Annotated in this window: 25 protein-coding genes; 21 read left to right on the forward strand and 4 right to left on the reverse strand. The window is 40.7% G+C overall.

Going from position 1 to position 26,307, the window contains the following annotated elements; all coding sequences use genetic code 11:
- The first annotated feature begins 18 nt into the window (after nt 1–18).
- Nucleotides 19–2,043 carry a M60 family metallopeptidase gene (locus H4075_RS05875; RefSeq protein WP_182805029.1) on the forward strand — a complete coding sequence of 675 codons (2,025 nt, stop codon included), beginning with the start codon at nt 19–21 and terminating at the stop codon, nt 2,041–2,043.
- A 25-nt stretch (nt 2,044–2,068) separates the two neighbouring features.
- Nucleotides 2,069–3,793, forward strand: coding sequence for an alkaline phosphatase family protein (locus H4075_RS05880; protein ID WP_182805030.1), 1,725 nt, complete (start codon nt 2,069–2,071; stop codon nt 3,791–3,793).
- Between the two features lie 104 nt (nt 3,794–3,897).
- On the opposite strand, the gene H4075_RS05885 is transcribed toward H4075_RS05880, so the two are convergent.
- Both H4075_RS05885 and H4075_RS05890 read right to left on the reverse strand, forming a co-directional pair.
- Nucleotides 3,898–4,650, reverse strand: a complete 753-nt coding sequence (locus H4075_RS05885; RefSeq protein ID WP_182805032.1) for a zinc ribbon domain-containing protein — start codon at nt 4,648–4,650, stop codon at nt 3,898–3,900.
- A 91-nt stretch (nt 4,651–4,741) separates the two neighbouring features.
- Nucleotides 4,742–5,839 (reverse strand): Nif3-like dinuclear metal center hexameric protein, encoded by a 1,098-nt coding sequence (locus tag H4075_RS05890; RefSeq protein WP_182805035.1) that lies wholly within the window; start codon nt 5,837–5,839, stop codon nt 4,742–4,744.
- Between the two features lie 144 nt (nt 5,840–5,983).
- Between H4075_RS05890 and H4075_RS05895 the strand changes: the two genes are divergently transcribed.
- Nucleotides 5,984–6,409 (forward strand): hypothetical protein, encoded by a 426-nt coding sequence (locus H4075_RS05895; RefSeq protein WP_182805037.1) that lies wholly within the window; start codon nt 5,984–5,986, stop codon nt 6,407–6,409.
- A gap of 72 nt (nt 6,410–6,481) precedes the next feature.
- On the opposite strand, the gene H4075_RS05900 is transcribed toward H4075_RS05895, so the two are convergent.
- The gene (locus tag H4075_RS05900; protein ID WP_182805039.1) at nt 6,482–7,357 is read right to left on the reverse strand and encodes a LysR substrate-binding domain-containing protein; all 876 of its coding nucleotides are present in this window, start codon (nt 7,355–7,357) and stop codon (nt 6,482–6,484) included.
- Between the two features lie 149 nt (nt 7,358–7,506).
- On the opposite strand from H4075_RS05900, the gene leuC reads away from it, so the two are divergent.
- The 6 genes from leuC (at nt 7,507) to H4075_RS05930 (ending at nt 13,299) form a co-directional block, all read left to right on the forward strand.
- Nucleotides 7,507–8,913, forward strand: coding sequence for a 3-isopropylmalate dehydratase large subunit (gene leuC, locus H4075_RS05905; RefSeq protein WP_182805041.1), 1,407 nt, complete (start codon nt 7,507–7,509; stop codon nt 8,911–8,913).
- Nucleotides 8,914–8,956: 43 nt separating this feature from the next.
- Nucleotides 8,957–9,553 (forward strand): 3-isopropylmalate dehydratase small subunit, encoded by a 597-nt coding sequence (gene leuD, locus H4075_RS05910; RefSeq protein WP_182805042.1) that lies wholly within the window; start codon nt 8,957–8,959, stop codon nt 9,551–9,553.
- A gap of 15 nt (nt 9,554–9,568) precedes the next feature.
- A complete protein-coding gene (locus H4075_RS05915; RefSeq protein ID WP_220494862.1) occupies nt 9,569–11,104 on the forward strand; it encodes an alpha-isopropylmalate synthase regulatory domain-containing protein in 1,536 nt (511 codons plus the stop codon).
- A gap of 85 nt (nt 11,105–11,189) precedes the next feature.
- Nucleotides 11,190–12,263 carry a 3-isopropylmalate dehydrogenase gene (leuB, locus tag H4075_RS05920; protein WP_182805044.1) on the forward strand — a complete coding sequence of 358 codons (1,074 nt, stop codon included), beginning with the start codon at nt 11,190–11,192 and terminating at the stop codon, nt 12,261–12,263.
- Between the two features lie 109 nt (nt 12,264–12,372).
- Entirely contained in the window at nt 12,373–12,843 is a 471-nt protein-coding gene (locus H4075_RS05925) for a redoxin domain-containing protein (RefSeq protein WP_182805046.1), read from the forward strand.
- Nucleotides 12,844–13,047: 204 nt separating this feature from the next.
- Entirely contained in the window at nt 13,048–13,299 is a 252-nt protein-coding gene (locus H4075_RS05930; RefSeq protein ID WP_182805048.1) for a T9SS type A sorting domain-containing protein, read from the forward strand.
- A 156-nt stretch (nt 13,300–13,455) separates the two neighbouring features.
- Here the strand turns inward: H4075_RS05930 and H4075_RS05935 are convergent, their stop codons facing one another.
- Nucleotides 13,456–14,628, reverse strand: a complete 1,173-nt coding sequence (locus H4075_RS05935) for a class I SAM-dependent rRNA methyltransferase (protein WP_182805050.1) — start codon at nt 14,626–14,628, stop codon at nt 13,456–13,458.
- A 79-nt stretch (nt 14,629–14,707) separates the two neighbouring features.
- On the opposite strand from H4075_RS05935, the gene H4075_RS05940 reads away from it, so the two are divergent.
- From H4075_RS05940 to H4075_RS05995, 12 genes are all read left to right on the forward strand, one after another.
- A complete protein-coding gene (locus tag H4075_RS05940; RefSeq protein ID WP_182805052.1) occupies nt 14,708–15,070 on the forward strand; it encodes a hypothetical protein in 363 nt (120 codons plus the stop codon).
- 155 nt (nt 15,071–15,225) lie between these two features.
- Nucleotides 15,226–16,536: a hypothetical protein gene (locus H4075_RS05945; RefSeq protein ID WP_182805054.1), complete on the forward strand. Its 1,311-nt coding sequence runs from the start codon at nt 15,226–15,228 to the stop codon at nt 16,534–16,536.
- Nucleotides 16,537–16,690: 154 nt separating this feature from the next.
- Nucleotides 16,691–17,260 (forward strand): nucleotide exchange factor GrpE, encoded by a 570-nt coding sequence (locus tag H4075_RS05950; protein ID WP_182805056.1) that lies wholly within the window; start codon nt 16,691–16,693, stop codon nt 17,258–17,260.
- A gap of 78 nt (nt 17,261–17,338) precedes the next feature.
- Nucleotides 17,339–18,508, forward strand: coding sequence for a molecular chaperone DnaJ (gene dnaJ, locus H4075_RS05955; RefSeq protein ID WP_182805058.1), 1,170 nt, complete (start codon nt 17,339–17,341; stop codon nt 18,506–18,508).
- A gap of 150 nt (nt 18,509–18,658) precedes the next feature.
- Nucleotides 18,659–19,105 (forward strand): hypothetical protein, encoded by a 447-nt coding sequence (locus H4075_RS05960; RefSeq protein ID WP_182805060.1) that lies wholly within the window; start codon nt 18,659–18,661, stop codon nt 19,103–19,105.
- A 125-nt stretch (nt 19,106–19,230) separates the two neighbouring features.
- Nucleotides 19,231–21,075, forward strand: coding sequence for an aspartate--tRNA ligase (gene aspS, locus H4075_RS05965; protein ID WP_182805062.1), 1,845 nt, complete (start codon nt 19,231–19,233; stop codon nt 21,073–21,075).
- Between the two features lie 8 nt (nt 21,076–21,083).
- A complete protein-coding gene (locus H4075_RS05970; protein WP_182805064.1) occupies nt 21,084–21,599 on the forward strand; it encodes a hypothetical protein in 516 nt (171 codons plus the stop codon).
- Between the two features lie 277 nt (nt 21,600–21,876).
- Nucleotides 21,877–22,104, forward strand: a complete 228-nt coding sequence (locus H4075_RS05975; RefSeq protein WP_182805066.1) for a hypothetical protein — start codon at nt 21,877–21,879, stop codon at nt 22,102–22,104.
- Nucleotides 22,105–22,169: 65 nt separating this feature from the next.
- On the forward strand, nt 22,170–23,015 hold the full coding sequence (locus H4075_RS05980) for an alpha/beta hydrolase (RefSeq protein ID WP_182805068.1): 846 nt from the start codon (nt 22,170–22,172) through the stop codon (nt 23,013–23,015).
- Between the two features lie 63 nt (nt 23,016–23,078).
- Nucleotides 23,079–24,335, forward strand: coding sequence for a replication-associated recombination protein A (locus H4075_RS05985; RefSeq protein WP_182805070.1), 1,257 nt, complete (start codon nt 23,079–23,081; stop codon nt 24,333–24,335).
- 12 nt (nt 24,336–24,347) lie between these two features.
- A complete protein-coding gene (locus H4075_RS05990; RefSeq protein WP_182805072.1) occupies nt 24,348–25,700 on the forward strand; it encodes a M28 family metallopeptidase in 1,353 nt (450 codons plus the stop codon).
- Nucleotides 25,697–26,164 carry a GNAT family N-acetyltransferase gene (locus tag H4075_RS05995; RefSeq protein WP_220494864.1) on the forward strand — a complete coding sequence of 156 codons (468 nt, stop codon included), beginning with the start codon at nt 25,697–25,699 and terminating at the stop codon, nt 26,162–26,164. The genes H4075_RS05990 and H4075_RS05995 overlap by 4 nt, the downstream gene beginning before the upstream one ends.
- Nucleotides 26,165–26,307: the final 143 nt, after the last annotated feature.

A 26,307-nucleotide genomic window follows, 5' to 3' on the forward strand; every position in this document is an offset into this window, starting at 1 on the left:
ACAATAAAACGAATAAACATGAATTCTGTTATTCTTGTTAAACGCTTATCGGTTTGCCTGCTGCTGCTTTCAGTGGCAGTAACTGCATGCAGAAAAAAATATGCATACGATTTTGAAGATGGTACGCCGGGCAATGGTGCAAATGGAAGCAGTATTACCATTGATACGAGTATTAAAAATGTTGATGCAAGCAAGTATGCACAGGCAAGAGTATTCCCTGGTTTGGTTTGTGCATCGGAGCCAAGAACTAAGGTTGATCTTGCAATGAATTTAAGCTACAACCAGGTGCAGGATGAGTTGCGCATTTCTGTTCCGCCAAGTCCGCAATTCGGTACAGGTCTTTATGCTGCTCCTGGTGAGTTGGTGATCATTGATGTTCCGCAGAATGAATATTCACTCTCTGTACAAATAGGTGCATGGACAGATAATCTTTCTGTTATTCAAAATGCACCACGTGATCCCGTGATCTATTCACGTAGCCAGTTGAATCCCGGCAGAAACTATTTAAGGAATTTATATGGAGGTCATATTTATATTTTCGCCGGACGTTCAATAGCAACTCCGGTAAACCTTTCTTTCACAAATGTTGTGAAGTCACCTGATTTCGTATTGGGTGTTACGGATAAAACAGCATGGCAAGCAGAAATTCGTTCATCATGCGTACCATGGCTTGAATTAAGAAGCGCCAACATGATCTTTGTTGTGCCACGTCAATATTGTATCGACCGTCCTTTTGCTGATATTCAAAAAGCAATGCAGGATTGGGATGATATTGTAAATTTCGATTACTACCAATGGGAGGGATTAAGTGCAAACCCGGCAGAGGCTATTGATAAAGCTCCACTTCTTCCATGGCGGGTAGTGATGGATATTAAACCTGTTGTTGGTTATGGTCACTCAGGTTTTCCAATCGTAGTGCAAAATGATTACAGTTGGTTTGATGGTTTTGGAAATGTAAGTGCCATCAATGGCGGAGGTAACTGGGGGGTGTTTCACGAAGTGGGGCATAACAACCAACAAGGAACTTACTGGAGCTGGAGCACATTAGGTGAAACAACCTGTAACTTTTTTGCATTTAAAGTTGCAAATCGTTTGAGTGCTGTCACCCCATCATCATGGCCTCCCAAACATCCTGCATTGGCAACAGCAATACCCGCTGCTATCACATGGGCGTCTTCTGCAGTTGGTACAAGAAATTTTGATGGTACTGATGCTGCTATTAATGATCCGTTTGCACGGTTAACACCATTTGTTCAGATCATGAGTAAGATTCCTGCTGACTGGGGGTATCCCGGTCAGCAGGATGGATGGAGTTTTATTACAGAGCTATACAAGAAAGCAAGACGTTCAAACAGGATATCATTAACCGATCAGAACAAACGTGATTTTGTATATGAAACATTGTGTGAGTTTACTCGCAGAGATATGCGTGCTTTCTTCAGAGCGTGGGGTATTACTGTAAGTACGATTTCATTAAACAAAATGGGAGCGCTTTATCCATTGTCGTTCCAGGAAATATGGAAGTATAATCCATTAACAAAAACCGGTGGCGATACACAAGCTGATCCGAGAAGCGTTTGGTTGCCAATAGCAAGTTCCTGGTCAACAAGCGAAGGGACAAACGGAACAATTGGTAATGCGTTTGATGGTTCGTTTACTACGTATTGGCATAGCAATTATGGAACGGGTACAGGTCCAACAGCACCAACCCATACAATTACGGTTGATATGGCTACACCGACAACTATTAAAGGATTTTCTGCTGCACTAAGACAAAGCGGAACAGGTACGGCAACACGTGTTAAAAATATACGTGTACAGGTAAGCGATGATAACATCAACTGGACTCCTGTTGTTTTTGTAACTGGCGCAAGCACAATCACAGGAGCATTCACTTTAGTGAACATGCAGGGATTGCAAAGTTTTAATCTCACCAATAATATTACAGCAAGGTATTTTAGATATGTTATTTCCGCTGCTGCAGATAACGATCCTTCAGGAAATAACTCAGCACTTTCGGAAATAAACATTGTAAGACCTTGATTTTTTATTCGGATAAATGAATAATATGAAAAAGAACAAACTGCATATTGGTTTCTTACTTTCTTCAGTGGGAATTATGATCATACTGTTTGCATCCTGTAAACGTTATGTTGATCCGCCTCCTTATTTTGAAGAGCCTGGTGATACAACAAAACCGGCATCAAGAAAAGTTCTGCTTATAGGTATTGATGGGGCAGCAGCAGCTGAATACAAAAAAATGAGCTTGCCTATCCTGCAAAGCATGCTGGCAAAAAGTAAGTTTACATGGGAAGGTGTTTCCGATGAAGTAAGTACAGATGCTGCTTCGTGGAAAACACTCATGAGTGGTGTTTCTTATTCAAGACATAAAATAAAAGACAGCACGTTCATCTATACACAAAGTATTAATGATCCACAGCATTCATCTGCTCCAAATTTCCCATCAATCTTCTCTTATATTTTGTCATCGCCAAGAAATGATATGCGTACAGTAGTTATATCACCATGGCGTACAATGGTTGAAAAGTTGGTTCCAGAAGTGCTTGATCCGGTAGTTGCTGCAGATGATCTTGCTGTAAAAGATTCTGCACTCAAACGTATCAAAACAGGTAACCCTGATTTTATGGTAGTGAATTTTAATTCAGTAGCCATTGCAGGTAAGGCAGGTGCATTCCTCGCCGATAATGCAGGTTATAAAGACGCAGCACTAAGGATCGATGCATATATCGGTGAACTGTTAACAGCACTTAAAGCCCGTCCGGGATACGATAAAAATGAAGAGTGGCTGGTAATTGTTACAAGCACACATGGCGGTGTTGGTAATAGTTACGGAGGACCAACTGCAAGTGAAGTAAACAGCTTTTCTGTATTCTATCACGAAAAGTTTAAACCATTAGAATTTGTGCGTTCAGGTTTTTCAGGGGTTGCAATGAAAGGAACAGGAACTTCTGTAATTCGTGCAAGCATACCTGATGATGCCGGTTTGTACAATCCGGGTTTGGGGCAGCAAACAATCTCAGTTAAAATGAAGTCTCCCACAAAAACACAATACCCGCATTTCTTTTCAAAAATGGAAAGGTTTGCGAGTACTACAGGTTGGTCATTGTTTACCAACTCAAGCGGCATTTGGTGTTTAAGTGTAAGAGGAGCAGGTGAGTCACGTATTCAGGGAACAACGCCTGTTGTATTTGATGATAAATGGCATACCGTTACATTTAAGTTTATGGATAGTGCCAGTAAACGTTGGGCAGTACGGTATACAGATGGTTTGCGTATCGATCATACAGATATCACGGCCCGTGGAACTGTCACCAGCCCTTCGCCCCTTACGATGGGATGGGGAACAGATCCCGGTATGGGTGCTGTAACTGTAAGCTTTGCTGATTGTATGATCTTTAATACAGCTCTTTCCGATGCTGAAGTTGCATCATTGCAATGTTCAAAAGATATTACACAACATCCCCGGTACGCAAATCTTATTGGTTATTGGCCTTGTGGTGATGGATTTGGTGGTCGGTTTTTAAATAAAGCACCGGGTGCTGTTAATAAGGACTTTATTTTGCAAGGATCATTTACATGGGATAATTATGCTGAAGTGCCATGTAGCATAACTCCTTTCCAACCCACAGCAGGGAAAGCTGCGTTGTTTATGAAATCTGTTGATGTTACAGTAACCAGTTTGTATTGGTTAAAGATGAATATTCTGCCGGTATGGGGTTTAGAAGGAAGTAAGTGGCTTGAGAGTTATGAACAAGAGTTTGTAAAACTGTAAGCGACCTGATAAAAAATTATTGCAAGGCCTTTCGTAAGAAAGGTAGCAAAACAAAAAAGCAGCAATGAAACTCATTGCTGCTTTTACTTATTTTAATAAATCAATTATGGTTCAACTGAATCATTCAAGTCAGCATCTACGAGAATGCGACCGCAGTTTTCACACACAATGATCTTTTTGTGTTGTTTAATTTCACTCTGGCGTTGCGGAGGAATGGTATTGAAACAACCACCACAGCTTTCACGCTCAATAGGCACTACTGATAAACCATTACGGTAGCTGTTACGGATACGGTCGAAGCTGGCAATCAAACGGTCTTCAACCGCTTCTCTTGCACCATTTACCAAAGAGCGTAATTGGTCTTCTTCTTTTTGTGTATCGGCAACAATCTTATCCAATTCACCTTTCTTGTGTTCAAGATTCTTTTCTTTTACTGCGATTGCCTTCTTAGCTTTTTCAAGCACTTCACTCTTTTCGATCAACTCTTCATTTGCATCTCTGATGTGCTTTTCAGAAAGTTTGATCTCAAGCCCCTGCATCTCAATTTCTTTATTGATGGCTTCAAACTCACGATTATTCTTTACGTTCTCACTTTGCTTTTCGTATTTAACGAGCAAAGCCTGCGATTCAAGGATCGCATCTTTTTTGCTCTGTATAAATTCCTGGATACCGTTGATCTCTTCTTCAATGCGGTTCTTACGTGCATTCAAACCTTCAATTTCATCTTCAAGGTCTTTTACTTCCATTGGTAATTCACCTTTCAGGATCTGGATCTCATCCAGTTTGCTTTCGATCTTTTGCACACGAATGAGTGCCTTCAGTTTTTCTTCTACAGAATACTCTTTTGTAGTAGCCATATTTGTGTTTGAAGTTTTTTGTTTTTGGTACCGGCGGTAAGGCCTTGCTCATCTTTGGTTGTGTCACTCACTTGTACGTTCCTATTTCTATTCAACTGAAATACTCGACAGGATTCGTTTTCACACCAGTTTTGAGGACGGCAAAGGTAGGGAATTTCCCGCTCAAATGATCGGCCAGTAAATCGATTGTAAACTGTTCGCTTTCCCAATGCCCGATGTCAGCCAGCAGGAGCTTGCTTTCGGCATCAAAAAACTCGTGGTATTTCACATCACCGGTTACAAAAGCATGAGCCCCGGCGGCAAGTGCTGTTTTAGTCAAAAAGCTTCCGGCACCACCGCAAAGCGCCACTTTATGAATGGCGTGAGCAGGAGGAAGAGTATGCCTGATCACACTTATTTGAAATTGATTTTTAAGTAGTTGGAGGAAATCAGTCGGTGTCATGCTGTTGGGCAATTCACCTATTAGACCTGATCCGGCAGAAGTCCATTCATTCGAAAGCTGAATAATATCATAAGCAGGTTCTTCATATGGGTGATGTTTCAGCATCGACGAAACAATATTCTTCTCCAGCCAAGCCGGGAAGATCACTTCTATCTTCAATTCTTCTTCCTCATGTCGCTTGCCGGGTTCGCCCACAAATGGAGTTGTTCCGGGTGCCCCTTTAAAGGTTCCTTTTCCTAGAGCGTTAAAGCTGCATTCGCTGTAATCACCAATATGTCCGCCACCTGCTTCAAAAATGGCAGTGCGAACGATCTCGGCATGCGAAACAGGTACAAAGCTGAAGAGTTTGCGAAGCAAAGCAGTTTTTGGTTGAAGTATTTTACAGTTCACCAGGCCTAAGCGCTCAGCCATCTTTGCATTAACACCAGCAATAACGTTGTCAAGGTTGGTGTGTATGGCATAAACAGCAATATCATATTTAATGGAGGCGATCACTGCCCGTTCCACATATGTTTTGCCGTTGATCTTTTTTAATCCGCTGAACACAATGGGGTGATGTGCCACCACCATGTTAAGTCCTTTATCCTTTGCTTCGATGATCACTTCTTCGGTTGCATCAAGACTTACCAATATGCCCGTGCATTCCCATGCAGGTGAACCGGTAATAAGTCCTGCATTATCATAGCCTTCCTGTAAGGAAGGCGGGGCCAGTGTTTCCAGAAAACGAACGATATCTCCAATTTGCATACAGTAAAAATAAGATAATTCGGTACTGGGCGTTTAAGTAGAAAGTTAAGCGGTTGAAAACCCGATGGTTGGGTTTTGCGTACTTATACTGTTGACAAATCATCAAAACAAGTTGTATTTTTAATCTCCGTTAACTCGAAATCTATGAAGCAGTTATTGATTCTTTCTTTCAGCTTATTCCTGTTTGTTGGTTGTAAAAAGGCCATAAAACGTACCCAGGAACAAATCGCCGAAACATTAATTGTAAAAGCAATGACCGATGGTCGTTGGACAGTAACCGTATATACTGACGGTACAACCGATTTTAAACCGGAATTTGACGGTTATGAATTTCAGTTTAAAACCGACCGCACAGTCGATGCAATTAAAAATATGGCGACAGAATCAACAGGTAAATGGAATGAGGATCGGGTGAATATTACGATCTCTGCTGATTACCCTGACGCAGCAACCGCAACTTTACAACGCTTAGATGGCATTTGGAAAATGAAAGACAGTAACTGGACCTGGGTGAAAGCCGAACAAATGATCAATGGTAAGCTTGTAAAACTGGAATTGACGAAGAAATGAAATACTTAATTATAAAGAAAAGCGCTTCTATATTAGAAGCGCTTTTTGTTTGTGGGTTATGTATTGCTATCATTACTTCATTTGCTTCTTAATCATCTCAGTAAAAACCAGCGCCGCTTTTTTTCGATAGCTATCCTTTGGCCAGGTAATAGATGCCTGGCTGATAATATTCAAACCTTTAATAGGAATTGTTTTCAACGTCTGTCTTCCTTTGGCAGCAGCAACTGTCATGATCGTGCAAAAATTTCCTGTCTCCACTAATTGCAGTAATGTATTAATATCATTTAACTCCATTTTTATATTCGGCTTCACCTTATTTTTCGCAAGCTCTTCATTTAAAAAATGACGTGTATGAAAACCTTTTGCCGGAAGTACCAACGGAATATCTTTCAGGTCTTTGATGGATACCGATTTCTTATCAGCGATCGGGTTCGATGGATGCACCACCAATGTTAAAGGCGATTCATACAAGCGTTGCGAAATAAACATCTCGTTATCCTGCAACTCCAAAAACGAAAGAAGGAAATCAACTCTTGTCGATTTGAGTTTATCCAACAAGTCTTCTGATGTGCCGAATTCAACGATGATCTTCACATCGGGATATTGTGCCGAAAACTGGATAAGCACAGGAGTCAACAGCGCCGATAAACCATAGGTAACTCCAATCCGGAGCTCGCCGGTTTTAATTCCTTTTAAATCGTTGATTACAAAACGGCCACTTTCCGAATCGGCAAGGGTTTGCCTCGCATACGGTAAAAACAGGCTGCCAGCTTCTGTAATGCGCACCCTTTTCCCGATCCGGTCGAACAGCGGCATACCCAATTCGTCTTCCAACTGCTTGATTTGCTGACTCAATGTGCTCTGGCTGATGAACAAAGCATGTGCTGCCTCGGTAAAATTGAGCAGTTCTGCCGAACGGATAAAATAACGTAGTTGACGAAGCTCCATAATGATCGATCGGTTTTACCGATTGAAGTGATAGAAAAATACAGTTATACAAATTTAGGATTTAAAAATACATTTGGGCTGCTATAAGCGATCTATTCCAACGTATTGCTGTATTGATCGCAATTTTCATCCTTCTAACACAAAAGAATATGAGTCATACGCCAACAACTTTGTTCGATAAGGTTTGGGATTCCCATGTTGTACGCAGCATTCCGGATGGTCCTGATGTATTTTTTATTGATCGTCATTTTATTCATGAAGTAACAAGTCCTGTTGCATTCTTAGGTCTCGAAAATCGTGGACTGAAAGTGATGTTCTCTGAAAAAACATTTGCAACTGCCGATCACAACACGCCAACCATCAACCAGCATTTACCAGTGAAGGATCCGCTTTCTGCGAATCAATTGAAGGCATTGGAAACAAATTCAGCGAAGTATGGTATTTCGCATTGGGGGTTGGGTAATCCAAAGAATGGTATTGTGCATGTAGTAGGTCCTGAGAATGGAATCACACTCCCGGGTATGACGATTGTGTGTGGTGATTCGCATACCTCAACTCATGGTGCGTTCGGGGCAATTGCATTTGGTATTGGTACTTCAGAAGTTGAAATGGTTTTATCTTCTCAATGTATCATGCAGCCAAAGCCAAAGAAAATGCGCATCACCATCAACGGTAAATTAGGCAAAGGCGTTGTGCCGAAAGATGTGCCGTTGTTTATCTTATCGCAGATTTCTGCAAGTGGTGCAACCGGTTATTTCATTGAGTTTGCAGGTGAAGTGTTTGAGAATATGAGTATGGAAGGTCGTATGACGGTTTGTAACCTGTCGATTGAAATGGGCGCACGTGGTGGTATGGTTGCTCCAGATGAAACAACGTTCAATTATTTAAAAGGAAGAGACCTTACACCAAAAGGAGAAGCATGGGATAAAGGATTGGCTTATTGGAAAACATTAAAGACTGATGCGGATGCAAAGTTTGATTTGGAATTGAATTTCACGGCAGATCAAATTGAACCACAAATTACATACGGTACAAATCCTGGTTTGGGTACAGGTATCACACACAATATTCCTCTTGCTGCAGATGTAAAAGATGGCGAAGCTTCTTATAAAAAATCATTGGCTTACATGGGCTTTGCCGAAAATGAAAAGATCGTTGGCAAGCCGGTTGATTATGTGTTCTTGGGAAGTTGCACCAACGGACGTATTGAAGATTTCAGAGCGTTTGCAAGTATTGTAAAAGGAAGAAAGAAAGCTGATAACGTTACAGCATGGTTGGTGCCCGGTTCGCATATCGTGGAGCAACAGATCAAAGAAGAAGGAATACTTGATATTTTAACTGAAGCAGGTTTTCAGTTACGTCAGCCCGGCTGTTCTGCTTGCTTGGCAATGAATGACGATAAAATCCCTGCAGGTAAATATGCTGTAAGTACAAGTAACAGAAATTTCGAAGGTCGTCAAGGGCCCGGTGCAAGAACAATGTTAGCGAGTCCGTTAGTAGCTGCTGCTGCTGCTGTTACCGGCGTAGTAACTGATCCGAGAGAACTCATGAATTGAAGGAGTAAATCTGAAATCAAAAATCTAAAATCAGAAATTAAAAATGGCTTACGATAAATTTACAGTCCTCACCAGCACAGCGGTTCCAATGCCGATTGAGAATGTGGACACCGATCAAATTATTCCTGCACGTTTCTTAAAAGCAACAAAGCGTGAAGGTTTTGGTGATAATCTTTTCCGTGACTGGCGTTATAACGGTGACGATACCCCGAAACAGGATTTCGTATTGAACAATCCTATCTACTCCGGTAAAATTTTAGTGGGTGGTAAAAACTTTGGTAGCGGAAGCAGTCGTGAACATGCTGCCTGGGCTATTTACGATTACGGTTTCCGTTGCGTAATATCCAGCTTCTTTGCAGATATCTTCAAAGGAAATGCATTGAACATCGGCATCTTACCTGTAACGGTAAGCCCTGAGTTTTTAGATAAAATTTTCAAAGCAATAGAAGCAGATCCAAAAGCTGAACTGGAAGTAAATCTTCCTGCGCAAACGGTGACAATTGTTGCCACAGGTGAAAAAGAATCATTTGATATTAACGGTTATAAAAAACATAACATGATCAATGGCTTTGATGATATCGATTACCTGCAATCAATGAAGGAAGAGATCAAAAATTTTGCATCAAAGAGTTTATACTAAGCACCCAAAACTAACATGCCCCAAGCCAAGCGTTACATTGAAATAATGGATACCACACTGCGTGATGGTGAACAAACCAGTGGTGTATCCTTTTCTGCATCGGAGAAATTAACGATCGCACAACTGTTGTTAACGGAAGTGAAAGTAGATCGTATTGAAATAGCCTCTGCCCGTGTGTCTGAAGGAGAATTTGATGCGGTGAAAAAAATTACGAAGTGGGCGAAGGCAAACAATTTGTTGCACAAAGTTGAAGTGCTCACGTTTGTTGATGGAACGGTATCTGTTGATTGGATGATCAAAGCCGGTGCTAAAGTCGCAAATCTGTTAACCAAAGGTTCACTCAATCACTTGACACATCAGCTCAAGAAAAAACCTGAGCAACATTTTGCAGAAATTGCAGAGGTGATCAAGCTCGCAAAAAAGAAAGGCATTGAAAGCAATGTGTATCTGGAAGATTGGAGCAATGGTATGCGTCATTCAAAAGAATACGTTTTTCAATACCTTGATTTTATTGTGAAGCAACCGGTGAAGCGTGTGATGTTGCCTGATACACTCGGCATCTTAACACCATCGGAGGTGTTTGATTTTGTTTCTGAAATTGTACAGCGTTATCCTAAAATACATTTCGATTTTCATGGTCATAATGATTATGATCTTGGTACAGCCAATGTGCTGGAAGCGATGAAAGCAGGTGCACATGGTTTGCATCTTACAGTAAATGGTATGGGCGAACGTGCAGGTAATGCACCATTAGCCAGTGCAATTGCAGTGATGCATGATTTTATGCCTGATATCAAATCATCAGTGGTTGAAAAATCATTGTACGGTGTAAGCAAGTTGGTAGAAACATTTTCAGGTGTTCGTATTCCATCAAATAAGCCTGTTGTGGGAGAGAATGTGTTTACACAAACGGCAGGCATTCATGCAGACGGTGATAAAAAGAATAAACTTTATTTCAGTGATCTGATGCCGGAACGTTTCGGTCGCCAGCGTAAATATGCATTGGGCAAAACAAGTGGCAAGGCAAATATTGAAAATAATCTTGCACAGTTAGGTATTCAATTAGATGATGAAGATCTGAAGAAAGTAACACAGCGTATTATTGAGTTGGGCGATAAGAAAGAAGTGGTAACACCAGCCGATCTTCCTTACATCCTTTCAGATGTACTCGACAGTAATTCCATCCAGGATAAAGTACGGGTGGAAAATTATGTGCTTACTCATTCAAAAAATCTTCGTCCTTCAGTTACACTTCATCTGAACATTGATGGAGAAACATTTGAAGAAAATGCGCAGGGAGATGGGCAATATGATGCGTTCATGAATGCGTTGAAGAAAATTTACAAACAAAAGAAAAGAGAATTGCCGCAGTTAACTGATTATGCTGTGCGTATTCCTCCCGGTGGTAAAAGTGATGCATTGTGCGAAACGATCATTACCTGGAGCCAGAACAATAAAGAATTTAAAACGAGAGGTCTTGATAGTGATCAAACAGTTTCGGCTATTAAGGCAACGCAGAAAATGTTGAACATCATAGTGAGTGGTCAATAGTAAGTGTTGAGTGAACAACTGTCTTACGGATGGAAATCACACAACTCAAAAAGCAACAAACAAAACAAATTCAATCATAACAAGAATGGCAACAAAACACATTTTAATTGTTCCCGGTGATGGTATCGGACAGGAAGTAACAGCAGTAGGTAAAAAAGTATTGGATAAGATCGCTGCAAAGTTCGGCCACACATTTACATACGATGAAGCATTGATTGGTCATGTGGCCATAGAAGCAACAGGTGTGCCTTTACCTGATGAGTCGTTAGAAAAAATGCGTAATTCAGATGCAGTATTTTTTGGTGCTGTCGGTCATCCGAAATACGATAACGACCCTTCTGCAAAAGTTCGTCCTGAGCAAGGTTTGCTGAAGATGCGGAAGGAACTTGGGTTGTATGCCAATCTTCGTCCCATTAAATTGTTTGATGAGTTGTTAGGTGCATCAAGCATTAAACCGGAGATTTTAAAAGGTGCTGATATTTTATTCTTCCGTGAGTTGACAGGTGATATTTACTTTGGCGAAAAAGGACGTAAGAACAATGGTGATACAGCTTACGATATTGCTGAGTACAGCCGTTACGAAGTAGAGCGTATTGCACGCAAAGCATTTGAAGCGGCACGCACTCGTAAAAAGAAATTATGTTCTGTTGATAAAGCCAATGTAATTGAAACATCAAGATTGTGGAGAGAAGTGGTGCAGAAAGTGGCATTGGAATATCCTGATGTGGAAGTGGAACACCAGTTTGTTGATGCAACGGCCATGTTGTTGATCAAAGATCCACGCCGTTTTGATGTAGTGGTAACAGCCAACCTGTTTGGTGATATCCTTACCGATGAAGCTTCGCAAATTGCCGGTTCAATGGGTATGTTGGCAAGCGCTTCAATTGGTGATGGTACAGGTGTATATGAACCTATTCACGGTTCGGCACACGATATTACAGGTAAAGGTATAGCCAATCCATTAGCTTCTGTTCTGTCTGCAGCTTTATTGCTCGATATTTCTTTCGGCATGAAGGAAGAATCAGAGGCAGTAATCAGTGCGGTTGATAAAGTTTTGAAAGATGGTTTCCGCTCAAGAGATATTGCCGATGCTACAACGCCGGCCGATAAAATTCTTGGAACGGATGCAATGGGCGAGCAGGTCCTGCTACATATATAAACGTAAACTGAACACTAAAAAAGGGAAGCATTTTTACAATGCTTCCCTTTTTGTTTAACAAATTTGCAAAGTGGTTGTTATTCATAAGAATTTAAAACAAGAAATAAATATGACTATTCAAATTGGACAAAAAGCCCCTGATTTTTCGCTCTTCGATACCGAAAGGAAGAAAGTAAGTCTCGCCGATTTTAAAGGAAAGAATGTGCTGATCCTGTTTTACCCACAGGCATTCTCCAGCACTTGCACCGCTGAACTTTGTACCGTAAGGGACGATATTGCCCGTTACAATAATGCAAATGCCGAGGTGTTAGGCATTTCAGTTGACTCTGTGTTCACCCTGAAAAGATATAAAGAGGAGCAGGGCTATAACTTTCCGTTGCTCAGCGATTTCAATAAAGAAGTATCAGCAGCGTATGATTCTTTATATGAGAATTGGATTCTGGAAATGAAGGGCGTTTCAAAAAGGAGTGCTTTTATTGTTGACAAGGAAGGAATCATTCAATATGTTGAATTAGTGGAAACGAAAGACGGCGTGCCCGATTTCGAGGCCATTAATAAAAAACTTGAATCACTCAACTGATTCATTTTCTGTAGAATAAGAGGGCAAATCGGCTAAGGGTTTGCCCTTTCTTTTTTAAGAAATGTGAGAAAAAGCTTGTAAATTGCAGATAATAAAACTAAGTTTGTTTCGTTGAAACGGATTTTTACCATATTCGCCTGTATCCTTTTGATAACCACAGCAACCGCCCAGACGGACAGAACACCCGCTGGAAACGCTGAAAATGTGGTTAAGGTTGTTCGTTTCTATCCCAACCCCGCTTCTTCCTTTATCAATTTTGAATTTAAAGAAACCCGTCTTGCAGATTTTTCATTCAAGGTATTCAACTTTATTGGCAAGAAAGTTTTAGAGATCAATAACCTCACTCCACGTACAGTTGTAAACCTCAACGATTATTTCCGTGGCGTATATATCTTCCAGTTAACCGACCGCAGCGGTAAAGTTGTAGAGAGCGGTAAGTTCCAGGTGGTGAAATAATTTCTCTTATTTCTTGAAGTATAAAGTTAGGCTCTCAGATGAGTCTTTTTTATGCACTTTACTTACCCTTACTAGTCAACAAAATGCCTCAAAGTAAAAAACTCCATCAACATTGTAGCCGATAGAGTTCGTATCTTGTACTTCTTACTTCGTAATTTAAAACACCTGCACGATCAAAAACTTCAGGTAATGCGTATTCTCCCAACCCCAAATGATCGGGTGATCTGAACTCTGCGTTTGAAAAGTAACTTGTCTTAATTGTCTTCGTGCATCCTTTGCCGCCATTTGAATGATCTCTAAAAACAGGTCGGGCTGCACAAGATTGGTGCATGATGAAGTAACAAGAAATCCTCCCGGCTTTACCAGCTTCATACCACGAAGATTAATTTCTTTATAACCCGTGATCGCCTTTTGAATAGTTGCCCTTGATTTGGTGAAGGATGGTGGATCTAGCATCACCACATCATATTGTTTTCCCTCCTTCACCCATGTTTTCAACACATCAAATGCATTCACGCATTCAAATTTGCATTTATCAGCAACGCCGTTCAACTCTGCGTTTTTATTACACATAGCAATAGCATTTTCCGATATGTCAAGCCCAAGCACGCTTTTAGCTCCATATTTCGCTGCATGAATTTCAAATGTTCCTGTATATGTGAATGCGCCTAAAACCTCTGCATCTTTTACAATGTGCTCAATGTGTCGGCGGTTATCCTGTTGATCAAGGAAGTAACCTGTCTTTTGTCCATTAGCAATATCAACATGAAACTTTAATCCGTTTTCGTTGATGATGATATTGGTGTCGAACGGTTCACTTAAGAAACCTTTCTTCTGTTCCATGCCTTCCAGTTCACGGATAGGAACATCGTTACGTTCGTAAATTCCTTTTGGGTGAAAGATATGGTTGATCGCTTTTACAATCGCATCCTTCCACATATCAATACCCAACGCCAATGTTTGTATTACAAAATAATCGTTGAACTTATCAATGATCAGTTGCGGTAAACCATCTGCTTCACCAAAGATCAACCGACAGTTCTCGGTATATCCCATTTGCTGGCGTTGCTTCCATGCTTCGCTCAGTTTGCGTAAAAAGAAATCATCATTTACCTCTTCATTCTTTTTTCTGGTTAGGATACGAACAAGTATCTGCGACTTTGGATTGATATACCCTCTGCCTAAAAACTTGTCGTCATGTGTATGCACATCTACAATCGCACCGGCTTCTGCATTTCCATCAACCCGGTTTACCTCATTTGCAAAAACCCAGGGATGCCCGTTGGCTACACGTTGAGAGATCTTTCTGTTAAGCGTCACTTTTGTCATAGCCGGCAAAGGTATTTTTAAAATATGAGTTTCGTGCAACGAAATCAATTGTGCGTGGGTCAATCAAAAAAAAGCACTTATGAAACCTTATCATCTTTTATTAGTCTGTGCTCTGTTATTGATTGCAGCATGTAGTAAACTCTATCCACCTGAAGGAAATTTCAAAGCCAAATTGCTTGCATCGTTCTGTGCCTTTCATATTGTGCAGATCGAAGATGCTGACGGGAAAGGACGTGGTATGGATTGGACCGATCCTTCAGGTAAGGAGTATAAAAATGTATTTACCGTAAAGAATCATTGCGATTTTGGAAAAACGGGGATAAAGGTGGGCGATACATTCAAGGCAGTAATTATAGATAAGCCGGTTGAAACAAACTGTGCTGTATGTATGGGTTTTATGGAAACACCGCCTTTTCAATGGAACATAAGAGTAGTAGAATAAATTTTTCTGTTTTATGTTTAGGTAAGGCATCCGGAAACGGGTGCTTTTTGATTTACGTGGCTCGTTTAGGGATGAAATAAGTTGGTTTGCTTGGATTATTGAAAGCCAGGTAAATGCATGTCGGGCTATTGTATTAATCATTATTTTTAGTACCTATGAAAAAAATATTTACGGTTGTTTTCTTGGTATTTACACACAGCGTTTTGGCTCAAACAAAGACCTTACCCGGATATTATATTAATCTCTCTTCCGACACTGTCACTTGCCAGATTTCCTTTAAAGACTGGGCAATAAATCCAACGGAAATAAAAATTATTGACGGGAAGAGAACGATTACTTTGGGTCTTAGAGACATGCTGGGATTTGGTGTATCAGGCAAAACACACTATGTGAGGAAAACTGTTACCTATCATCTTAATCCGCTTTCAGGTTTACTTATTCCTGAACAGTTTTCAGACAGTGTAATTACAAAGGAGGTGATGTTAAAAATAGTTAGAAGGGGTAAATTCCAATTATATGAACTGGTGCTTCCTGAACGAGACTATTTTTTTATTGAAAACAAGAACAAAGAAATTGCAGAGCTTATATACAGAGTAAGAAAGTCAGATGTGGAATTAATAGAAGATGAGCAATTTAAGCAACAGTTGTACCGGTATCTTGTGGAGGAGGGTTTAGCAGATAGTTACATTTGGGAAAATAATAAAATAACCTATAGTGCAGAAAAGATTGGAAAGATTGTAAACTATATCAACGGTGCAAATTCATCCAACCAAATCCAGTACGAGACTGTTAAACCCGGATTATCGATAGAGCTAAAAACCGGAGCTTACATTAATTTCTTTCCAACACAATTACAAGACCCAAGAGCTACAATGGTGAAGCTTCCAGCTTCAATATCTCCATCCTTAGGACTTGATTTGATTTTTGCGTTGCCCGGTAAATTTCAAAGAGCAGGCCTAGGCTTAGGTGTAAGTTATAACCATATTAAAGTAAACTTCACTCAAAAAGACTCTTTTTTAACTACGGTTAGCCCAGCATATTATTTTACTACCAAATACAATTACACTTATTCCTCAAGCATACCCACGCTTTTTACAAACTTCTTCGGTTTTTTTGTTTTCAACCCAACTAAAAAAGTTAAGTTTTTTATGACAGCTGGTCTTTCTTATCACTTTACTTTAAAAAAGCAGAATGGAGTAGATGAGTCTTACCAATCTAAAGAAGAAGGCGTTCAAAACGGGAACATTCCTTTTATTCGGTATCAGGAATCGAAGAGAGAGCGGGTCGACATTGTAAATGGCTGGTTTAATTTTAATACAGGTTTGGGGTGTTCGTTCGGCCGACACAAATTGAATTTCACTTATGTCATTCCCAGTGAAGTCACTGCCCGAACAAATCAAAATAACAATTTTACAATCGGAAATGCTGGCCTTTTTTATCATTTCGAGATTCTGAAAAACCGATAAAGACTTTTCTATGTTTTCGGGTTAGTAAATGGTATTTCTAACAGGGCTGTAAGTACAATTCGGTTACTTCCACAAATAATCAGGACAATTTGTCCCAATTCAGCCATTGGCAATATTCTTGACCAGCTTACCTTTGCCGACAATTTTACCTTTTATGGAAGAAAAGACGAACGAAATGACAGAACAAAACGCAGCTGAACTGAACAATACTGCTTTCAGCGAAAATATTAATACGGATGAAAACATTGCAGGTGTGAACCACCTCAATGAGCAAATTGCTGAAGAAACAGAACTGGAAAAGTTGAAAGAAGCTGTGGAAGAAGAGAAGAAAAAATATCTCTACCTCATGGCCGAATTCGACAATTTCCGTCGCCGAACAGCAAAAGAGAGAGTGGAGCAAATGCAAACAGCCGGGAAGGAAGTAATTGTTTCCATGCTGGAAGTACTTGATGATACAGATCGTGCAGAAGCTGAACTGGCGAAAAATGGTGGTGTGGATGAAGGTGTGAAGCTGGTGTTTCATAAACTCCGCTCAACTTTACAAAACCGTGGTCTGAAGGCTATGGAAACAAAAGGACAGGATTTTGATGCCGATAAGCACGAAGCCATTACGGAAATTCCTGCACCCGAAGGGATGAAAGGGAAAGTGATCGATGAAATTGAAAAAGGATATTTACTTAACGATAAGATCATCCGCTTTGCAAAAGTGGTGGTAGGAAAATAAGCCACCAGCCGCAAGCCACTCGCTGCAAGCTGGTTTGCGTTTTACTAAAAGCTTGCAGCTAAAAGCTAGTAGCTATATATGTCAACAAAAAGAGATTTTTACGAAATACTGGGGGTAAGCAAATCTGCTTCAGCGGACGAGATCAAAAAGGCGTACCGCAAAGTTGCGATGCAATATCACCCCGACCGTAATCCCGGAAACAAAGAAGCCGAAGAGAAGTTTAAAGAAGCGGCCGAGGCTTACGAAATTTTAAGTGATGCTGAGAAGAAGTCACAATACGATCGTTACGGACATGCGGGCGTAAGTGGTAATGGCCGTGGTGGATTTGGTGGCGGTCAGAACATGAACATGGATGATATCTTCAGTCAGTTTGGAGATATTTTCGGTGATGATGTATTTGGTAGTTTCTTCGGCGGAGGCCAACGCAGAGGCGGTGGTGGCGGAAGAGCCAGAGGAGTGAGAGGAAGCAATCTTCGTGTTCGTATCAAATTGAATTATGAAGAGATCGCAAAAGGTGCCAGCAAAACGATCAAAGTAAAAAAATACGTTAGCTGTAATACCTGCGGCGGAACCGGTGCAAAAGATAAAAGCAGCATGCAAACCTGCGGTACCTGCGGTGGCAGCGGCCAGGTAAGACGTGTACAAAATACCTTCCTCGGGCAAATGCAGACGGTTACAACCTGTCCAACCTGTAATGGTGAAGGTTCAACCATTGCGCACAAGTGTACTTCTTGTAAAGGTGAAGGCCGGGTATATGGCGAAGAAAATATTACCATTGATATACCGGCAGGTGTACAGGAAGGCATGCAGCTGAATGTGAGTGGTAAGGGAAATATGGGCGAACGTGGTGGTGCTCCGGGTGATTTGATCGTGTTGATCGAAGAAGAAGCACATGCTCATTTGCACCGTGATGGTTTGAATGTGGCGTATGACCTGCACATCTCATTCCCTGATGCTGTGTTTGGTATACAGGCCGAAGTGCCAACCATTGATGGTCGGGCAAAAATAAAAATACCGCCTGGTACGCAAAGTGGTAAAGTGTTTCGTTTAAAAGGTAAAGGTTTCCCTGCTGTGCAGAGCTATGAAAAAGGTGATCAACTTATTTATGTAAATGTTTGGACGCCTCAGCATCTCACATCAGAAGAAAAAGCCATGTTGGAGAAATTACAACAAGGGCAAAACTTTCAACCCAAACCGGAAAAAGGGGAAAAGGGTTTCTTTGAACGGGTGAGGGAAATGTTTAGCTAAATCAGAAAGTGGAATATAGTTAGAGGCGAGTGGTGAAACTGCTCGCCTTTTTTGTGGGCGAACGACAAAGGGTGGGCACTCGCAGCATAAAGCTTACACACCCTTCAACACCATTCCTTATTTTTACGGCTTCCCAAATGCTTAGCAAACATGAGTAATAACCTGATCTATTCCATTCCGGCACGGTTTCGTCGTATTGAAAATCTGCACATCCTTTTCTGGCTTATTAAAGATGCATGTTGGGCACTGAACCTTCACATACCGGCGCTGATCATGATCGTTCCAACCATGTTGGCGGCATTGATTATTACCTGGCAAACAAGAAAGATATTCTCTGAACTGGTGCATAACCTGGCGGTGGTATTCTGGATCACAGCCAACTGTACCTGGATGATCGGTGAGTTTTATGGTTGGGACGAAGGGAAGTTCGGGCTTCGCAATATGTCGTTGATCCCATTCAGCATCGGCTTATTAATTCTTTTCGTGTATTACTTGCTGTATTTCGTAAACCGAAAATTCAGAGAAAAAGTAATTGTTCAAACCGAAGAAGCATTAAAGGAAGAGCTGAGCCATCAAACAGAACGAAAAACAGCCTGAATCTGCTTCGGAAGGTTACCGCTCAATAGTTATCTTTGCGCACCTTAGCAAACCGTTTATGTTGAGTGATGAAATCTTCAGGATGCTGAACTTTCAACTTTCAACTTTCAATTTTAAACTTTACTATGTATCGTTCTCATACCTGTGGCGAATTAAGAAGTAATCATGTTGGTAACTCTGTAACCCTGGCCGGCTGGGTGCAAACCGTTCGTAAGTTTGGCAGCATCACATTTGTTGACTTGCGTGACCGTTACGGCATCACGCAGTTGTTGTTTGGCGAAGAACTGAATAAAGTACTGGATGAAAATCCACTTGGCCGTGAGTTTGTATTGCAGGCAACCGGCACCGTTAGTGAGCGTAGTAACAAGAACCCGAACATTGCCACCGGCGATATTGAAATTCTCATTACTGAATTTAAGGTCCTGAATAAATCAGCCGTTCCTCCTTTTACTATCCAGGACGATACAGATGGTGGCGATGATCTGCGTATGAAATATCGTTTCCTTGATCTGCGTCGTAATGCAGTGAAACGGAATATTGAATTACGTTATGCGGTGAACCGTGCTGCAAGAAACTATTTGCATGGTAATGGTTTCATGGATATTGAAACACCATTCCTGATTAAATCTACTCCTGAAGGTGCAAGAGATTTTGTGGTGCCGAGCCGTATGAACCCCGGACAGTTTTATGCGTTACCACAAAGCCCGCAAACATTTAAGCAATTGTTGATGGTGAGCGGATACGATCGTTACTACCAGGTGGTGAAATGTTTTCGTGATGAGGATCTGCGTGCCGATCGTCAACCGGAATTTACACAGATCGATTGTGAAATGGCATTTGTAGAACAGGAAGATATTCTGAACATGTTTGAAGGGATGATCAAGTCGATCTTTAAAGATGTAAAGAACATCGACTACACCGAAGTTGTTGAGCGTATGACTTGGGAAGAAGCCATGTGGCAATACGGTAACGACAAGCCGGATATTCGTTTCGACATGAAGGTTTGCAATATCAAGTTCCCGGCACATACGTTCCCAACTAAACAGAGCCAATCGGTATTAATTGATGGCGCAGATTTTAAAGTGTTTGATGAAGCAGAAACGGTAGTTGCTATAGCAGTGCCTGGCTGCAGTGAATATACACGTAAGCAAACAGATGAATTAACGGAGTGGGTGAAACGTCCGCAAATTGGTATGAAGGGTTTGGTATTCATCAAATGCAATGCAGACGGAACATACAAAAGCAGTGTCGATAAATTTTACAGCGAAGAGAAATTAAAAGCCATTGCTGAAGCAAGCAATGCAAAAGCAGGTGACTTGATTCTCATACTTGCAGGAGCAGAAGAACGTACACGTAAAGCCATCAGCGATCTGCGTATGTACATGGCTGATAAGCTTGGCTTGCGTAAAGCTGATGATTTTAAATTATTGTGGGTGCTCGACTTTCCATTGTTTGAATTTGCATTGGAAGATCAGGATGGAGGCGGAGCCGGCCGTTGGGTAGCAAGGCATCATCCGTTTACTAGTCCAAAACCAGCACATATTGATATCATGATCAATAACAGTCCAAAGGTGGATGATCTTGATAAATACCTTGAGCATCCATATGCCGGCATCAAAGCCAATGCATATGATATGGTGTTGAACGGAAATGAAATTGGTGGTGGCTCTATCCGTATCTACCAACGTGAGCTGCAGGAAAAAATGTTTGCAGCATTGGGTATGGATGCAGAAGAACAGCAACACAAATTCGGTTTCTTATTGGGTGCGTTTGAATATGGTGCGCCGCCGCATGGTGGTATTGCGTTTGGGTTCGATCGTTTATGTGCAATCCTCGGCGGCAGCGAAAGCATCCGTGACTTTATCGCCTTCCCGAAAAACAATTCAGGAAGAGATGTGATGCTCGATGCGCCAAGTGAAATTGCTGCAAAGCAGTTTGATGAGTTGCAGATAAAATTGGATTTGAAATAGGATTGCAGATGTTAAAAGGCAAATGGAAAGCATTATTGATATTGAATTATGTAAATGCAGCATTCTGGTTGATAATGCTTCTTGTTGTTATATTGAAGCTTTATCAAGCTAATCAAGGCGGAGCGGAAGTGAAATCAAATATTGTAACAGTTGAGGCTGGCGGGGTGATTTTCTTGCTCTTTAATATTCTTTATATCTATGTTTTAAAAACGTACTTCCCTTTTCGTAAATTGACTGGGGCGATCAAAGTTATATATGTTTTAGGATTGGTGTTTGTTGGATTTGTAGCTCTGCTTTTTCTCATTACCCTTGTATTTACTTCTTTTGGTTTTTACTTAGGTAAAGGAGCCTCTAATTCCAATGGTACTGCTTTAATTTTGTGTTTAGTTGTTTTTTCAATTGTCAGTTTATTAATTTTCATCTGGCAAATTCAACTCATGAATGTGCTGAAAAGGAATCAGGAAAATAAATTGAATTCAATCTTAAATTCTATTGGTGTTGAAGAAAGCAATCCCAAAGAGTAACATGAGGCTATTATATAATATTTTATCTTTTTTCCTTTTGATAATTGGGATTTTGGCAGTGATATCGGTATTGTTGTCAATTTTAATAGCTTTGGCTAATCCTGAATTATTGATTGAGACTTTTATTCTTTTAACAGTCGTATTATACACGTTTGCAAGCTTTCTATTTCTACAAAAGGGCATTAAGGCTAACCAAACTTTTAAAGTGTCGTTTCGTGATTTTATAAGGGTTAATGCATTTGGGTCTATTATATACGTAGGGTATAATCTATGGAAGATGTATCAGATTTGGTTTGACCAATCAGGAGTCAAAAAAATGGCAAAAGACATAGCTGGCTTGCAACCATCAGGCTCTATGTTGTCTGAAACTTATATTCTTACCTTACTTAAAGCTGGGTTCTTATTTAGTCTCTTTTACATGCTTGCTCTTGTGGTGCATATTGTCATCACATTAATCCTAGTAAAAAAACATTCAAACTTATTTGTGAAAAATACAGAGAAGTAAGAGCTTAGAAAAGCTCGTTAGCAATACTTCCGCTTCTTCTTCGTTTCTTTATACAAACGAAACCTATGCGCATTCTTCTACTTAGTTTGGTTGCTGCCATCACTCTCTTTTCCTGTAAGAAAAAGGATAAAGATGCCAATGGCGCACAAACATTGCTCAACGTGAAATACGGAACAGATGCAAAGCAGGCAATGGATGTTTACCTGCCTTCGGGCAGAAGCACCACTGCAACTCCTGTACTGATTCTTATTCATGGAGGTGGCTGGACGGAAGGCAGTCGTGCCGACCTTAATGCTTATGTTGATACACTGAAACGCCGTGTTCCGCAATACGCCATCTTCAACATCAGCTATCGGTTGGCAGCAAATGGACAGAATCTTTTTCCTACTCAAGAGGAGGATGTAAAAGCGGCAGTAGAATTTATTTACAGCAAACGGGAAGAGTACAGAATAACTGATCGGTTTGGAGTCATCGGCGCAAGTGCCGGCGCACATCTTGCTTTGCTGCATGCATACAAATACTCAGCCCCGGTGAAAATGAAAGCTGTTGTTTCGTTTTTCGGTCCAACAGAATTGGTGCAGATGTATAACAATCCGCCTAATCCATTGGTGCCGGTGTTGCTCGCTTCAGTTACCGGTGCTACCCCAACTTCTAACCTTACTCTTTACCAGCAATCATCGCCATTCAATTTTGTTGTGAGCAGCAGTTCCCCAACATTGTTGCTGCACGGCAGCAACGATATTGTTGTTGCGCCTTCGCAATCAGAAATATTGAAAGACAAGTTGAATACAGTTAGCGTGCCCAATCAATATGTATTATATCCCGGAGGCGGTCATGGCGATTGGAGCCCATTGATTTACTTCGATGCTTTCAATAAAATCGATGCTTTTTTAAAACTTTATCACCCATAAAAGGGTGTTGCCATTTCTCATATCTGCTGTCTTAAATTTCCATAATTACTATAACTTGCCTGCATGCAGGCTCCATTGGCAGAACGGTTACGTCCAAAACAATTGACCGACCTTGTTGGTCAGCAACACCTCACGGGGCAAGGCGGTATTCTGCAAAAAGCAATTGCCAGCGGCAACATTCCCAGTATGATCTTGTGGGGCCCTCCGGGTGTTGGGAAGACAACTATTGCCAATATCATTGCACATAACGTAAGTGCTACGTATTACCAGTTAAGTGCCATCAGCAGTGGTGTAAAAGATGTGCGTGAAGTAATTGAGCAGGCGAAACAGGAAACAAAAGCCATTTTATTTATTGATGAGATCCATCGTTTCAATAAAGGTCAACAGGATGCATTGTTAGGTGCTGTTGAAAAAGGAATTATCACATTGATTGGTGCTACCACAGAAAATCCATCGTTCGAAGTGAATAGCGCCTTGCTCAGCCGTTGCCAGGTATTTGTATTGAAAGCATTGGATGAACATGATCTTGTTCAGTTGCTACAGAAAGCAATTACAGATGATGTTGTGTTGAAAGAAAAGAAGATCGAATTAAAAGAAACGGAAGCATTGATTCGGTTAAGTGGTGGTGATGCAAGGAAATTATTAAACCTGTTAGAAATTGTTACTGACAGTTCTGGTAATGAAATGCTGATTACAGATGAGTCGGTGTTACAAACTGTTCAGCAAAAAATGGCGTTGTACGATAAAAGCGGTGAGCAGCATTATGATATTATCTCTGCATTTATCAAATCCATTCGAGGCAGCGATCCCAATGCGGCTGTGTATTGGTTGGCAAGAATGATCGAAGGTGGAGAAGATGTAAAATTCATTGCACGTCGTTTATTAATACTTGCAAGTGAAGATATCGGTAATGCAAATCCCAATGCATTGTTACTCGCCAATGCTACGTTTGATGCGGTGAATAAGATCGGTTATCCTGAGTCGCAACTTATTTTATCGCAATGTGTCATTTATCTCGCTTCGAGTGCAAAAAGTAATACGGCTACTGTTGCCATAGGCAATGCGATGGCTGCTGTTAAACAATTTGGCGATTTGTCTGTTCCTCTGCATATCCGTAATGCGCCAACAAAGCTGATGAAGAATATGGACTACGGTAAAGGGTATCAGTATTCACACAGCTATGAAAACAATTTTTCATCACAGGAATATTTACCCGAGAAAATTGTTGGAACAAAATTTTATGAACCCGGTAAAAATATAAGAGAGGAGGAGCTGCGGAGATTTCTGAAACAGCTCTGGAAAGAAAAGTATAATTATTAATCAATCAACTTTATGAAGCAAGTTTCTTTGTTCGTTTTTGTTTGCCTGTTCCTGTTACAAGGAATCAATGCCCAAACCACTATTCAGCGTGATCCTGAAATTGAAAAGATGGTCACTGCTATTTCGCCTGATTCACTCAAAGCTTACATTCTGAAAATGGTGAGTTTCGGTACTCGCCATACCATGAGTACGGTTACTGATCCCAAACAAGGCATTGGTGCAGCACGTGAATGGGTGGTAGCAAAGTTTAAAGAGTTTGCCAAGCAATCAAATGGACGAATGACGGCCTTTGTTGATACAACAACTTTACAGCCCGACGGCAGACGCATCAGCAAACCGGTGAACCTTGGCAACGCTATGGCGATTTTGAAGGGAACCAATACTGCTGATCAACGCATCTTCGTTATCAGCGGTCATTTAGATAGTCGTGTTACAGATGTAATGAATACAACCAGCGAAGCACCCGGTGCAAATGATGACGCAAGTGGTGTGGCTGCAGTGCTTGAGTGTGCACGCATCATGAGTAAGTATGAGTTTTCTGCTACGATCATTTTTGTTGCTGTAAGTGGTGAAGAACAAGGCTTGTTAGGTGCGAATTTTATGGCAGGGAAAGCAAAAGATCAAAACTGGATCATAGAAGCGGTGTTGAACAATGATATTATGGGTTCAAACAACAGCAGTGAAACAAATATCATCAACAATACAAAAGTGCGTGTGTTCAGCGAAGGATTGCCTGCGTATGAATTAGATAAAGCTGCAGCAAACATCCGCAATCTTGGTTTGGAGAATGATGGAAAGTCAAGACAGTTGGCACGTTATGTAAAAGAAATCGGCGAGCGTTATGTAGATAATTTAGAAGTGGTGATGGTGTATCGTAACGATCGATTTTTACGTGGTGGTGATCACACACCGTTTATTCAAAAAGGATTTGCGGCAGTACGGATTACTGAGATGAATGAAAACTTCAATCATCAACACCAGGATTTACGCACGGACAAAGGAGTACAGTTTGGTGACTTACCCGAGTTTATGGATTTCGTTTATCTGGCAAAGAATACGGGAATCAATCTTGCATCATTAGCGAATCTTGCAAAAGCACCAGCAATGCCATTAGAAGTAAAGATTGAAACAAGAAGTTTAACCAATTATTCGCTCATCAGTTGGAAACAGCCTGCAGTGGGAAAAGTGAAGGGCTATTATGTGTTGCTGCGTGAAACAACAAGTGCTGTTTGGCAAAAGAAAATTTTTACAACTGAAACTAATGTGAAATTACCTTACTCAAAAGACAATTATTTTTTCGCAGTGCAATCCGTTAACGAAAACGGTAATGAAAGTTTGCCTGTAGTACCAACACCCGGACGATGATGAAACTAAATTGGAACTTGAAGAAATTTGAAGCATTAACGCCATACGAGTTATACAACATCATGTGGTTGCGTAATGAAGTATTTGTAGTAGAACAAAACTGCGTGTACCAGGATGCTGATTATAAAGATCAGAAAGGCTGGCATTTGATGGGCGTTGATGAAGAGGATAGGCTAATGGCCTATGTTCGATTGTTGCCGGTTGGTGTTTCTTATGAAAATGAACCTTCAATAGGCAGAGTAGTTACAAGCCCTGCTGCAAGAGGTACAGGAGTTGGCAGAGAGTTGATGCAGATTGCTATTCAGCAGTGCAAAGAGCTATTTGGAAATACAGATATCAAAATTGGAGCACAGTTTTACCTGTTTAAGTTTTATTCATCACTCGGTTTTGAGCAAACAAGTGAGATTTATCTGGAAGATAATATTGAGCATATAGAAATGATTCGGAATTGTGAAAAGGAATAGGTAATTTTACTTAACACCACAAGTAAAACTGCTTAAAAGCCTATGTCAGTAAGGGTTTCCACCGATAATGAGAAAGAAAAAATTTTGAACTTCAGAATTAGTTCTCTAATATTGCCTTGTCGTATCCAATACAAGAAAAACCA

It is taken from the genome of Lacibacter sediminis (assembly GCF_014168535.1).
Taxonomy (GTDB): Bacteria; Bacteroidota; Bacteroidia; order Chitinophagales; family Chitinophagaceae; genus Lacibacter; species Lacibacter sediminis.